The sequence below is a fragment of the Herbaspirillum sp. Her3 genome (genome assembly GCF_057961275.1).
In genome coordinates this window covers 5,312,499-5,326,236 of record NZ_CM176328.1, presented here as the reverse complement: position 1 = coordinate 5,326,236, position 13,738 = coordinate 5,312,499, and the positions used below count along the sequence as shown (strand labels likewise).

Below are 13,738 nucleotides of genomic sequence, written 5' to 3'. Positions count from 1 at the left end.
CATGACATCGACATCCACTCCCGTGCAAACGCCGGTACAGCCGGCCATCGAATTGCTGCCGCCGTCGTTCACGGTGCGCGTGGGCAAGCGCAGGCTGACGCTCTCGTGGCGCGCGCGCAAGCCGCTGCCGGGGCTGCTGTCGCGCCTGTTGCAACGGGCCTGGGCGGGTCTGCTGGCACCGGGGCTGCGTCTGTCGCTGGCGGCGGCCGCCGTGGCGGGGGCCTGGCAGGTGCCGGTGTTGGCGGCCGCCCCTGCCGCCAACACCTTGCCCGCCGGCTGGAGCGTGGTGAATGGCAATCTCAGCTTCAGCCAGAACGGCAATACCCTCAACATCAACCAGGGTTCGTCGCAGGCCATCGCCCGTTTCGCGTCCTTCAGCATCGGTGCCGATGCGGCGGTCAACGTGGCCCAGCCCAGTTCGTCGGCGGCCTTGCTGGCCAAGGTCAGCGGGGCCGACATCTCGCAGATCTACGGCAAGCTCTCGGCCAATGGCACGGTGGTGCTGTACAACCCCAATGGCGTGGTGGTCGGCCCCAGCGGGACGATTGACGCAGCCCGTTTCATCGCCACCTCGCTGGCCATCAGTGACAGCGACTTCCTGGCCGGCAAGCTCAATTTCACCAAAGACGGCACGGCCGGCCTGGTGGATAACCAGGGCAAGATCAGCTCGGCCACCGGTGGCAGCGTGTACCTGATCGGAGGAAGCGTCTCCAACAGCGGCATCATCACCAGCCCGCAAGGCGAGGTCATCCTGGCCGCAGGCCAGACCGTCACGCTGGCCGATACCGCCACGCCGGGCGTGACCGTCAACGTCACCGGCAGTGCCGGCGATGTCACCAACCTGGGCACCATCACGGCCGAGGCGGGCCGCATCGGGGTGGCTGCAGGCCTCATCACCAACAGCGGCGTCATCAATGCCTCCAGCGTGGTGCGCGAGGGCGGGCGCATCTTCCTGCGGGCCTCCGGCAACCTGACCACGACCGCCAGCTCCAATATCAGCGCCGACGGCACCACGGGCGGCAACGTCACGCTGTATGCCGAGAACAAGGCGTTCATCGATGGCAATGTCTCGGCCTTGGGAACATCCGGGCAGGGGGGCTTCGTGGACACCTCGGGCCTGCAGCAACTGGACGTGGTGAAGGTGCCCAAGGTCGGCTCCGGTGGAACCTGGCTGATCGATCCCTATGACCTGGAGGTGGTGAGCGATCCTCCCCAGCACAACGCCACGCTCGCCCCGGTCGCCTGCTCGACCGATTACGCGATCACCTCCACGGCCAATGGCTCGCAGATCCAGGCGCTGACCATTTCCAATCAGCTCAGCAACGGCACCAGCATCCAGCTGGTAACCGGTAGCAGCGGCAGCCAGGCCGGGAACATCACGGTCAGCGCCGACATCATCAAGAGCGGGGATTCGGTCAGCACGCTCACGCTCAATGCCGCCAACAACATCAGCATCAATGCCAACATCACTGCCGTGGCAGGCATGCTGAACCTGAACCTCAATACCGGCATCGGCCACGCCAATACCTCGCACTTGTCCACCATCGGCAGCGCCGCCACCATCACGTTGAACGGTGGTGACATGGTCGTGCGCAATGGCTACACAGGCGGCTTTACCAACGGCACGCTGGCGATCAATGGCACGGTCGATCTGGGCAGTTCCGGGGGCCTGTACGCTGGCCAGGTTACCGTGGGCAGCAGCGGCCAGCTGCTGGCGAGCGGTGACAGCGATATCAATCTCGGCGGCCTCACCAACAATGGTACGTTCAGCGTGAGCGGTGGCTACAGCAACGTCAGCATCGACAGCGGGGGGCTGGTCAACAATGGCAACATCAGCCTGACCGGCCCAGGGCGGCTCCGCTCCCGCGGCAATGTCGTGAACAACGCCAACGGTAGCATCCTGGTGGGCGCGGGCGAGGGGTCGTCCTTCGTCTTGTCCGGGTCGCGGCGCCTGACCAACAACGGCACCATTACGCTGGCCAATGGCAGCGTGCGCTTCCGCAATATCGACAACAACGCCAATGCCACCATCACCGGCAGTGGCGTGCTGAGGGCCCGCAGCACCTTCTACAACGCCGGTACGCTGTCCCCCGGTGGAACGGGCGCCATCGGTACCATGACCCTCAGCGGCGGCACCTTCGAGCAGGCCGACAGCGGCAGGATCCTCATCGACATCGCTTCCGACGCCCAGGACGGCTATGACCGGGTCATCTTCAATACCCGCTCAGTGACCCTGGGCGGCACCTTGCAGACGCACCTGCTCAATGCCTACGATTCGTCGGCGTCGCTGGGCGTCTTCAGTTTTGCGCACGCGCTGGCAAGCTACAACAATTTCCGTTACGTCACCGGTGACATCGTTAATGACGGCGGCACCGAAAAAATGATCAAGGCCATCTACAGCGATGGCACCGTCAGCCTGGCCCTGCGCGGACCGGATACCTTCACCCTGGCGGCCAACCAGTCCGAAACCGGCTGGGGCGATTCGCGCAACTGGGTCAGCAGCAGCAACACGGCGCTGCCGACCCAGATCGATACCGTCATCATCGGTTCCGAGCGCAGTCTGAGCCACCAGAGTGGCGACGATGCGGTTGCCAACCTGATCGTCACGGGGGGAAGCAGCCTTTACCAGAACGGCGGGAACCTGAGCGTACGCAACAGTGCCACGGTCAACGGCTCGCTGAACGTGTGGAATGGCAGCGTCAGCGTGGGCAATTCCACCAGCATCGCCGGCGAGGTCCGCGTCGATGGCGGCAACCTCAGCCTGAACGGCACCACCGGCATCGGCAGCGACGGCCAGCTCACGCTCGGCACCGGCACCGTCACGCTCAACGGCACCAACAACGTGGAGGGCAGCATCGTGGTCAGTGGGGGCGGCGCGCTGACGACCAATGGCACCACCAACATCAACGGATCGCTCAATGTTTCCTATGGCACGGTGACGATGAACGGCATCAACAACCTGGCGGGCCAGGTCGATGTCGGTGATACCCTCACTCTCAATGGCGCCAACAATGTGAGCGGCAGCGTGCTGGTCTCCTCCGGGACCATGGCTCTCAACGGCGACACCCGGGGCGCAGGCAGCATCAGCATCGGCAGCGAGGGTGGCGGCGATGGCTGCGACGGCGGATGCAATGAAGAGAGTTTCAGCCTCATGGCGCGCGTGGCCACTTCTTCGGGCAGCGTGACCATCAACAATGCGTCGCAGTCGGCGCTTTCGGTGGACCTGCTGCACGGCAGCCTGACCCTGGGCGGCAACGTGCGGCTGGGTAGCCTGGCGGTGGGCGACGGCCAGGTCACCGGCAATGTCGGCTCGCGCCTGGTGGTGGCCGGCTCCTTCAGCCAGGGCAGCGGCAACATGACCCTGGCCGATGCGGCCCTGGTGCAGGACAGCGGCACCCTGTCGGTAGGCAACATCAGCGCTGCCAACCTCTTGCTGCAGGCGCGCCAGGGCAATATCTCCCAGAACGGCGAGAGCAGCTTGCACGTGAGTTCGCAACTGATTGCCTCGGCCAGCAGCGGCATCACGCTCAACAGTTCGGCCAACCAGATCGCCGGGTTTGCCGCCAGCAACAGCGGCAGTGGCGACATTACGCTCGTCAACCGGCTCAACACCAGCGATGCAACGGTGGTGGCGGTCAATGGCGTGACGGCGGCCAACGGCAGCATCAGCATCGACAATACCGGTGGCGTAGTGACCTCGGCCATCGGCAGCAAGGCCAGTTTCCTCGGCAATCTGCCCCTGACCGACGATGGCAGTACCTTGAGCACTTCGAACCTGCTGGCGTCGCTGGGGATCGATGCCAGCGGCCAGTTGAAGAGCACCAACGGTGCGATCAGCGTCGTCACGCATAGTCCGCTGACCATCGGCAGCGGCGGCGTCAATGCCTCGGGCACCATCACGCTTACCGCCAGTGCTTCTTCGGGCAACAACGATACGCTGACCATCAACGGAGTGCTGGTGACCACCGGCGGCAACATCAATCTGTCGGCCGGTGATTCGATGACCATCAATGCCAACATCTCGACGGCGGCCCCCGGTGTGGCGCTGTTCTCGGTGGCTTCAGGGCAGTTGATCGGCTATGCCCAAGGGGTGACCATCACCGATGCCAATGGCACGCGTACCCCCGTGCTTGGTACCAGCAGCGTTGGCAACACCGTCAGTAACACGGTGAGCAGCACCGTCAGCAACACCGTCACCAGCACGGTCGTGGCCGAGCCCAGCCAGACCGCGCAGGTGGTGCAGCAACAGCAGAACCAGCAGACCAGGAACCTGCAGACCACGCTGAGCAACGCGCAGGTATCCGACAGTACGGTGCAGGTGCAGAGCACCGTCAACGTGGTGCAGCAGACCAGCACGGGCAACCAGACCGTGGGCGGCACCGCGGACCACTTCGGCGACGAAGGCGATAACCGCAAGCAGGTCAAGAAACCGCTGCCGATGTGTACCTGAACAACCGGATGACGTGAGCTCCATGAACTTCTTCAAGTACAACCTGCCGGCGCTGCGCTGGCCGCTACGGCCACATCGGACCGCGCTGGCCGTGGTACTGCTGTGGCTGATGGCGGCCGCCCCGGCCTTTGCCCAAGCGCAGGCGGTGGTGGGCCAGGTGACCCACCTGTCGGGAGTACTGAGCGTACGCCATGCCGATGGCGCGCGTATGGTGCTCTCGGTGAAATCGGCGATCCTGCAGGGCGACACGCTCATCACCGAGCGCGAAACCTATGCCCGCGTCAAGTTCATCGACAATGGCGAGATCGTGCTGCGGCCCGGTACCGAGGTAGCCGTGAGCAAATACCTCTATGACGAGAAAGAACCCAAGAACGATTCAGTGGCCATCGGCCTGGTCAAGGGCGGATTGCGGGCCGTCACCGGACTGGTGGGCAAGCGCAACCATGAGGCGGTCAACTTCGATACGCCCACGGCCACCATCGGCATTCGCGGCACCCACTTCGGTGCCCTGTACTGCCAGGACGATTGCGCCGGCGTGCCCACGCCCAGCGGCCAGCCGCCGGCCAATGGCTTGCACGTCGACGTGGTGACGGGGGCCATTCAGGTGACCAACCGCAGCGGATCGCAAGTCTACAGCGCCGGCCAGTTCGGTTTCGTGCCGTCGGCGAACCAGCCGCCGGTGATCGTGCCGGCGGCCCAGGGCGTGACGGTGACCATGCCGCCGGCCATCAGCAGCAATGGCAATACCGGCACGCAGAAGATCGGCGCGGCCAAGCTGGATGCCTGCGTGACCCAGTAAGCCGGATGGCGCCGGCGGCTCAGAATTCCAGAACGGTGCCCGTAGCCAGCATGCGCGGCTGGTGCGGGCCACGGCCTGCTCCCGCTGTGATCTCTGCGGCGATTTCGTCGAGTTGGCCGGGTTTGGCATGCGTGATCAAGACCTCGGGCCGGCCCTGCAGATGCTGCAGTTCTTCCAGCAGCAGGCTGGGGCACAGGTGCTTGGACAGCAGGGCCAGTTCGCGGTCGCGGTCGGCAAAGGCGGCTTCGATGATGAGGTAGCGCAACTGCTCGATGCGATTGACCGCTTCCCACAGCGGCGGACAGATACAGGTGTCGCCGCTGAAGGCCAGCGAGGCGCCGCTGGCGTGATTGCGCACCTGGTACCCGATTGCCGGCACCGTGTGCGCGGCGGGCAGCGGCGTGATGCTGCGCTGGCCGATCTGCACCGCCTGGCCGGGCTCGACCGTGGCATAGCGCAGGAAGGGCTGTTCAGCGTTGGGGATGACGCTGAAGTCGGGCCAGATGTGCCAGTTGAAGATGTGCTTGCGGATGATCTCCATGGTCGCTGCGCTGGCGTGCATGGTCAGCGGCGTGCTGCGCATGTCGCCCACGCTGTCGATCATCAGCGGCAGGCAGGCGATGTGATCCAGGTGCGCATGGGTGATGAAGACGTGATCGATCTGCGCCAGCCGCGCGAGCGGCAGGTCGCCTACGCCGGTGCCGGCGTCGATCAGGATATCGTCATCGATGAGCAGAGAGGTGGTGCGCATGCCATTGCCACCGATGCCCCCGCTGCAGCCCAGGATTTCTACACGCATTGTGATTGCCGCTCATAGGGTTGTGGCTTCCGTCGCCGCCCCCGCGGTGCCGGCTGAAAAGGAAGTTTGTTGCAGTCCGGAAATCCTTGTCAGGACTGGCTTTGCGGACGATGTGGCAAGTTATGCAACATACCCGGATGTTAAGGGATTCGGCGCATCCGCGCAATCGCGGGATGACCGGCCGGTGGCGGCGCACAATGCGCCGATGGGCCGCAGACAAGCGTAGAATTGACGGTCAATTGCCCCCAAGTTCGCTGCAAGACAGCGTGCGCAATCGTCCTAGAATCACGATGATGCCGAAAAAGCATCAGCAAAAAAGCATTCGTAAAAAGCGCGCCGGAGTTGCCGTGTCGCAATGACCGCGCCGTATCCATACGCCAACGCTTCAGGGAGCCGCATGTTGCAAGCAGTCCATCCAGCAGCCCATCACTGCCCGACCGCCCGGTACCTGCATCACTGCCTCGAGGGGGCGGTGGCATGAGCGTTCCGGCAAGCATGCACGATCTGGCGCCCACGACCGGTGAGCACCGCGACATCGCCTATCGGCTCGAACGCCTGACCGACCTGTGCCGCGAGCTGGGCAGCAACCGCGACATCCCGCTGTTGCTGGAACATATCCTGCTGACCGCGCGCGACATCACCCGCGCCGACGGCGGCACGCTCTACCGCAGCACCGACAACGGCCAGGCGCTCAGCTTCGACATCTCGGTCAACCAGACGCTGAAGATGCACCAGGGCGGCAGCAGCGGCCAGGCCGTCTCGATTCCCGATATCGCCCTGACCCTGCCCGATGGCCAGCCCAACCTGGCTGCGGTGGCGGCTTATGCGGCCAACACCCGGCATTCGGTCAACATCGCCGATGTGTACCAGGCCAGCGAATTCAATTTCAATGGCATGCGGCTGTTCGACGAGACCTACGGCTATCGCTCCCAGTCCATCCTGACCGTGCCCATGCACGATCACGAGGGCGAACTGGTGGGCGTGCTGCAGCTCATCAATGCCATCGACCCGGACAGCGGCAAGCCCGTGCCTTTTTCGCAGACCGATCAGCGCTTCATCGAGGCACTGGCCGCCCAGGCCGCCGTGGCGATGACCAACCAGCAGTTGATCGGGCGCCTGGAACACCTGTTCGAAAGCCTGATCAAGCTGATCAACATCGGCATCGGCGAGAAATCCCCGCACACCGGCCGCCACTGCGAGCAAGTGCCGCAACTGGCGATGATGCTGGCCGAGGCTGCGCACAATGCCACCGAAGGTCCGCTGGCCGATTTCCGCATGACCGACGCCGACCGCCGCGAACTGTGGCTGGCCGGGCTGCTGCACGATTGCGGCAAGATCGGTACGCCCAGCCATATCATTGAAAAAGCCACCAAGCTGGAAACCATCTTCGACCGCATCCACCTGGTCGATACCCGGTATGAAGTCCTCAAGCGCGATGCCGAGATCCGCGTCCTGCAGGAAAAGCTGGCCCTGGGCGCCGCCCTCACGCCGGAAAAATCGGCCGGACTGGACGCGGCCCTGCAGGCCGAGTTGCTGCAGATGGACGAGGAGCGCGCCTTCCTGCGCAAGATCAACTACGGCAACGAAGGCATGCGGGCCGAAGACCAGCAGCGCGTGCTGGACATCGCCGAGCGCAGCTGGCGCGGTCCCGATGGCCAGGTACGCAAGCTGCTGGACGAGGAAGAAGCCGCCAACCTGCGCATCCGGGCGGGCACCTTGAACGATGCCGAGCGCGCCATCATCAACAACCACATCGTCATCACCATCCGCATGCTGGAGTCGCTGCCCTGGCCCAGGCAGCTTGCGCGCGTGCCCGAATTTGCCGGCGGCCACCATGAGCGCATGGATGGCAAGGGCTATCCCAAGGGACTGACGGGGGATCAGATGTCGGTGCAGGCGCGCATCATGGCGGTGGCAGACATCTTTGAGGCCGTGACCGCGGCTGACCGTCCCTACAAGCGCGGCAACACGCTCAACGAGGCGGTGGAAATCCTGGCCGGCTTCAAGGCGCGTGATCATATCGACCCCGATCTGTTCGACCTGTTCGTGCGTGAACGCATCTATGAAAAGTATGCCGCGCAATTCATGCATCCCAGCCAGATCGACGAGGTTGACCTGTCGCGCATCCCCGGCCACGGCGGTTGAAAGCACAACGGCCGCGCCAAGCTGGGTTATGCTGATGGTTTCATAAAGTCCGTCATTGAAGAGCTGTCGCGCCGCGCGACGGCGCATCGAGGAAAAGCAACACGTGTCCCAGGCAGTAACCCGATCTTCCGCTCCCGCCCGCCGCCCCGCCAGTTTCCTGCGCCGTCATTGGCGCGGGGATTATTCACTGGGGCGTTCCTATTGGCTGCATACCGTCCTGCTGACCTCGCTGGTACCGGCGCTGGCCATCTCCGTGTTGGCCCGCCTGACCAACGACATGCCGGCCCGCTATGGCATGGCCGGGGTGCTGGGGATCGCTGCGTTCAGCTACCTGGCCTGGACCTGGGGTGTGTGCGGCTGCTGGCGCTCGGCCAGCAAACACGTGGCACGTGGTGGGCGGCGCTGGGCCGAGGTGGTGGTCAAGTTCCTCATCGTCTGCGGCGCCATCAGCATGGCCACCAGCACCTGGCGCGCGGCCCACTCGGTACGTGAACAACTGGACATCGCGCTGGGCAAGCAGCTGGGGCCTCCCGTGGTGTACCAGGTGCGGGTGGATGGCAAATCGGTGCTGCTGCAAGGCGGGATGAACGATGGTGCCGCCGATGGCCTGGATGCCGTCCTCCAGCAGAATCCCGGCGTGCGCACCGTGGTGCTGTATTCGGCCGGGGGCTGGGTGCGCGAGGGCAAGCTGGTGGGCGAGGTGATCCGCCGCCACCGCCTCAATACCTATGTGGAACAGGAGTGCTCGTCCTCCTGCACGCTGGCCTTCCTGGCCGGCCGTGACCGTGCCATGGACCCGCGCGCGCACATCGGTTTCCATACGCTCTACACGGTCGGCGGCGATGACCGCATCAACAAGAGCTTCGACCGCAAGCTGACCTTCGACACCTACGGCAAGCTGGGCCTGCCGCATGACTTCATCGAACGCATCGCCGACACGCCGGCAGCGCAAAGCTGGTATCCGGAACTGGGCCAGCTGTTGCAGGCGGGCGTACTGACCCGCCTGGCGCCGGGCGGCGAGACCGCGCAGATCGCCACCATCGCCACCTCGCGCGACGTGCTGGAAGCCGAATTCAAGAAGGGCGCGCTGTTCGACATCATGGCGCGCTATCATCCGGCCGCCTTCGCCCGCACCATCGACCTGGCCTGGGCCAAGGTGCAGGCGCATGCGTCGGACGCCGAGATCCTGGCGGTAGGCCGCGAGCAGATCGGGCTGCTGAGCCGGCGTCTGCTGCCGATTGCCTCGGACGAATCGCTGGCCGAGTTCCAGCAATTGCTGCTGGACGAAGCCGTGGCGCTGCGCGGCATCAGCGCCGCCGCCTGCACCGAACTGATCTATCCGCGCTCGCGTGCCGATGCGGCGGCCGGGCGCGAGGCCCCGCAATCGGTGCTGCCGCAGGAATTCGCCAACCGCGAACAACAGATGACGCAGCGCCTGCTGCGCGATGCCGATCCCGCCAATGCCAGCCGCTACAGCCTGGCCGAGCGCACCCGCGTCATCCGCAAGGCGCTGGCCCCGCTGACCCAGGAGCAACTGAAACTGCTGTCCTCGCCGCTGCGCCGCCAGGCCGACCCCGATGCGACCTGTGACGCCTCCATTGCCTACCTGCAGGCGGTCAACGAGTTACCCCCCGAGGACAAGCGCATGGCCCTGCGGGTGTTGTATTCGCGTCCCTAGAAACGGCTACCCCCCGGCCATCTATGCTGCATTGCGGTAAAATGTGGCCTTCACCTGATGCCAGCCGCGCAATCTGCCGCGCGTGACCTGTCGGCGTGTCCCTCCTGATATACCGCTTTTCCTGCAGCGCACCTGGGTGCGCCTGCTGACTTCCTGCCCATGACGACCATCGCCACTTCTCCTTCGCGCCTGCGCGACCTGCGCCAGAACGTACTGGCCGGCCTCACCACCTCCTTTGCGCTGGTGCCTGAATGCATCGCCTTTGCGCTGGTGGCGCAGTTGAATCCGCTCATGGGCCTGTATGGCGCTTTCTTCATCTGCACCATCACCGCGCTCTTCGGTGGCCGGCCCGGCATGATTTCCGGAGCCGCCGGATCGATGGCGGTGGTGATCGTGGCGCTGGTGGTGCAGCATGGCGCGCAATATTTCCTGGCCACGGTGGTGTTCTCGGGACTGATCATGCTGGCCTTCGGCGCGCTCCGCCTGGGCAAGCTGGTGCGCATGGTGCCGCACCCGGTGATGCTGGGCTTCGTCAATGGCCTGGCCATCGTGATCGCCTGGTCGCAGCTGGAGCATTTCCGTGTGGCTACCGCTGCCGGATCACAATGGCTGCAAGGCGCTGCGCTGTTCATCATGATCGGCCTGACCCTGGCCACCATGCTGATCGTCTGGCTGCTGCCACGCGTGACCAGGGCGATTCCTCCGGCCCTGGCGGCCATTCTCGGCGTGGGCCTGCTGACCTATGCCAGCGGCTTGCACACCCGCACGCTGGGCGACATGGCGCAGATTGCCGGCGGCCTGCCGCCGCTGCACTGGCCGGGCGTGCCGATGAACCTGGAGACGCTGCGCATCATCGGTCCCTATGCCGTCCTGATGGCCATCGTCGGCCTGCTGGAAACCCTGCTGACCTTCAACCTCACCGACGAGATCACCGCCAGCCGGGGCCAGCCCAACCGGGAATGCCTGGCGCTGGGGGCGGCCAACATCGTCTCGGGGCTGTTCGGCGGCATGGGGGGCTGCGCCATGATCGGCCAGACCATGATCAACCTGGGCTCGGGCGGCCGGTCGCGCCTCTCGGGCGTGGTGGCGGGGGCGATGATCCTGCTGTTCATCCTGTTCCTGTCACCGGCCATTGAGCGTATTCCGCTGGCGGCGCTGGCCGGTGTCATGTTCGTGGTGGCGCAGGAGACCTTCGCCTGGGGTTCCTTGCGCGTGCTGGGCAAGGTGCCGCGCAGCGATGCCCTGGTCATCGTCGCGGTGACCATCATCACGGTCCTGACCGACCTGGCCGTGGCGGTGTTGTGCGGCATCGTCATCGCCGCGCTGAACTTCGCCTGGCAGCATGCGCGCGAAGTGCGCACCGAGCGGCGTGACGAGGCTGATGGCAGCCGCACCTACGTGCCGCATGGGACGTTGTTCTTTGCGTCGACCACGCACTTCCTCGACTTGTTCGATACTGCCGGCGATCCCCAGCAGGTTACCCTGGATTGCCGCCATCTGCGCCTGGCTGACCACTCCGCCATCGCTGCCGTGCAGACCCTGGCCGAGCGCTACGTGCGCGCGGGCAAGCAGTTGCGCGTGGTGGCCTTGTCGCAGCGCTGCAGCCAGTTGCTGGAGCGGGCGGGCTTGCCGCAGGGGGCGTAAAAAAGCCCGCCAGCGCATCGGGAGATAGCGCGGGGCGGGCCAAAGTACCACGGGAAATCGTGTTTCATGACCGGCCCGCATCGCAGGATGCGGGCCGGTTTCGCATGGGGATCAGAGACCGAGGAAATCCATCTTGCCCAGTTTCACACCCTGATTGCGCAGGATGCCGTAGGCCGTGGTCACGTGGAACAGGAAGTTGGGCAGGCCAAAGCCGGTCAGGTATTGCCGGGCCGTCATGGTGCGTTCTTCGCCGCGCAGTTTCATGGTCACCGGGCGTTCTTCCTGGCCATTGATGGCATCGGCCGGGATCGCTTCCAGGAAGACAATGGTCTTGTTGATGCGGGCCTGCAAGTCGTCGAAGCTGGCTTCCTCATCCGCGAAGGCCGGTGCGGCCACGCCCGACAGGCGGCTGGCGGTGGCCTTGGCGGTGTCGCTGGCGCGCTGGATCTGGCCGGTCAGCGGGAACATGTCTTCATACAGGCGTGCCGACAGCAATTGCTGGGGATCCAGCTGGTGTTCTTCGGCATGTTGCTCGGCCTTCTCCAGCAGCGTGGACAAGGTGTTGAGGCCGTGGATCAGCATCGGGATGCTGACCTGATACAAATTGATGGGCATGGCGGTTTCTGTTGGAGTTGGAGAAACAAGAGGACGGGTCGTCAGCGCCCTGACGGCAGGTATGCAGTCAGAGCGCTGACATCTTACTTGGCCGACGATAATTGCGTGTCCGGTCCCCCCCATCCGCCGCCCAATGCGCGGATCAGGTTGACGGTGGAGCGGGCGCGTTCGCCATCGAGCGTGACCGAGGCGCGCTGGGTTTGCAGTACGGTGCGGTCGGCGTCGATGACGTTGAAGAAGCTCACCTCACCCTCGCGATACTGGGTGTGCGAGAGCTTGGCCGCGCGGGCCGAGGCGGCCACGGCTTCGTCCTGGGCGCGGTTCTGGTCGTCCAGGATGCGCAGGTTGGCCAGGTTGTCTTCCACCTCGCGGAAGGCATTCAAGACCGTGCCGCGATAGGTGGCCACCTGTTCTTCATAGCTGGCGCGCGCACGATCCACACCGGCCTCGCGGCGTCCGCCATCGAACAGCGGCATCGTCAGCGCCGTGCCTACCAGCGGCCCCAGCAGGAAGGTGCGGCTGGACCAGTTGAAGAGATCACCCAGTTGCGCCGATTCATAGCCCAGGCCGCCGGTCAGGTTCAGCGCCGGGAAGAAGGCCGACTTGGCCACGCCCACGCGCGCATTGGCCGCGGCCATGGCGCGCTCGGCTGCAGCGATGTCGGGACGGCGCTCCAGCAGCGTCGAGGGCAGTCCGGCCGGGATCGAGACCTTCAGGCGCGTCAGCGGTTGCGGCGGCAGCGAGAACTCGGCCGGCGTGCGGCCCAGCAGGATCGCCAGCGCATGTTCTGCAGTGGCGCGCTGGCGGGCGATGCCCAGCGCTTCCGATTGCGCCGAGGCCAGTTCGGCACGGGCGCGGGCCACGTCCACTTCGCTGATGTCGCCTTCATCGAAGCGGCGCTGCACCAGGCGCAGCGATTCCTGGCGCAGGTCCACGGTGCCGCGGTACAGCTCGGCGGCGGCATCCAGTTCACGTACCTGGAAGTACTGCTGCGCCACGTCGGCCTGCAGGGCCAGCAGCACCGAGTGGAACAGCGCTTCGCTGCGCTGGGCGTCCGCCGTGGCGGCATCGACCGTGGAGGCGACCCGGCCGAACAGGTCAACTTCGTAAGAAACATTCACTTGTGCGCGATACAGAGTGAACGGTTGTGTATTGGCATCGGCCGGTAACCCTTGTGAGGCGGGCGAAGTGCGCTGGCGGGTCGCGCCGACCCCTGCATCCACCTGCGGGAAGTAGCCCGAGCGCGCATCGCGGGTCAGGGCGCGCGCTTGGCCCAGGCGCGCGGCGGCGGCCTTGAGGTCCTGGTTGGCTTGCTGGGCGGTGTCTTCGAGGGCGTTCAGCTTGTCGTCACCGAAGATCTTCCACCATTGGCCGCGGGCGATGTCTTCGGCGGGCTGGGCGGTCTTCCACTGGCTGCCGTTTTCGCCGGTCTGCGCGGTCGGGGCGGCTTCCTTGAAGGCGGCCGGGGTGTCCACCGAAGGACGTTCATAGGTCGGGGCCACCGAGCAGCCGGCCAGCACCAGCAGCGCTGCCAGCAGGGCCGAGCCGATGCGTACGGGGCGCAACAGGCGGCTCATCGATAGAGATTGGGTCATCATTTTTCTTGCT

Annotated in this window: 8 protein-coding genes; 5 read left to right on the top strand and 3 right to left on the bottom strand. The window is 65.2% G+C overall.

From position 1 onward, the window contains the following. The first annotated feature begins 1 nt into the window (after nucleotide 1). Both ACVC5H_RS24225 and ACVC5H_RS24220 read left to right on the top strand, forming a co-directional pair. Nucleotides 2-4,450 carry a beta strand repeat-containing protein gene (locus ACVC5H_RS24225; RefSeq protein WP_489620251.1) on the top strand — a complete coding sequence of 1,483 codons (4,449 nt, stop codon included), beginning with the start codon at nucleotides 2-4 and terminating at the stop codon, nucleotides 4,448-4,450. A 22-nt stretch (nucleotides 4,451-4,472) separates the two neighbouring features. Then, on the top strand, nucleotides 4,473-5,249 hold the full coding sequence (locus ACVC5H_RS24220) for a FecR family protein (protein WP_489620250.1): 777 nt from the start codon (nucleotides 4,473-4,475) through the stop codon (nucleotides 5,247-5,249). Between the two features lie 19 nt (nucleotides 5,250-5,268). On the opposite strand, the gene ACVC5H_RS24215 is transcribed toward ACVC5H_RS24220, so the two are convergent. Then, nucleotides 5,269-6,048: an MBL fold metallo-hydrolase gene (locus ACVC5H_RS24215; RefSeq protein ID WP_489620249.1), complete on the bottom strand. Its 780-nt coding sequence runs from the start codon at nucleotides 6,046-6,048 to the stop codon at nucleotides 5,269-5,271. A 477-nt stretch (nucleotides 6,049-6,525) separates the two neighbouring features. On the opposite strand from ACVC5H_RS24215, the gene ACVC5H_RS24210 reads away from it, so the two are divergent. From ACVC5H_RS24210 to ACVC5H_RS24200, 3 genes are all read left to right on the top strand, one after another. Beyond that, the gene (locus tag ACVC5H_RS24210) at nucleotides 6,526-8,193 is read left to right on the top strand and encodes an HD domain-containing phosphohydrolase (RefSeq protein ID WP_489620248.1); all 1,668 of its coding nucleotides are present in this window, start codon (nucleotides 6,526-6,528) and stop codon (nucleotides 8,191-8,193) included. A 103-nt stretch (nucleotides 8,194-8,296) separates the two neighbouring features. Continuing rightward, nucleotides 8,297-9,871 carry a COG3904 family protein gene (locus tag ACVC5H_RS24205; RefSeq protein WP_489620247.1) on the top strand — a complete coding sequence of 525 codons (1,575 nt, stop codon included), beginning with the start codon at nucleotides 8,297-8,299 and terminating at the stop codon, nucleotides 9,869-9,871. A 159-nt stretch (nucleotides 9,872-10,030) separates the two neighbouring features. Next, complete coding sequence (locus ACVC5H_RS24200) at nucleotides 10,031-11,515, top strand: SulP family inorganic anion transporter (protein ID WP_489620246.1); 1,485 nt, start codon at nucleotides 10,031-10,033, stop codon at nucleotides 11,513-11,515. Nucleotides 11,516-11,626: 111 nt separating this feature from the next. On the opposite strand, the gene ACVC5H_RS24195 is transcribed toward ACVC5H_RS24200, so the two are convergent. Further along, on the bottom strand, nucleotides 11,627-12,130 hold the full coding sequence (locus ACVC5H_RS24195) for a DUF1993 domain-containing protein (RefSeq protein WP_489620245.1): 504 nt from the start codon (nucleotides 12,128-12,130) through the stop codon (nucleotides 11,627-11,629). 83 nt (nucleotides 12,131-12,213) lie between these two features. Beyond that, nucleotides 12,214-13,728, bottom strand: a complete 1,515-nt coding sequence (locus ACVC5H_RS24190) for an efflux transporter outer membrane subunit (RefSeq protein ID WP_489620244.1) — start codon at nucleotides 13,726-13,728, stop codon at nucleotides 12,214-12,216. Nucleotides 13,729-13,738 lie beyond the last annotated feature (10 nt).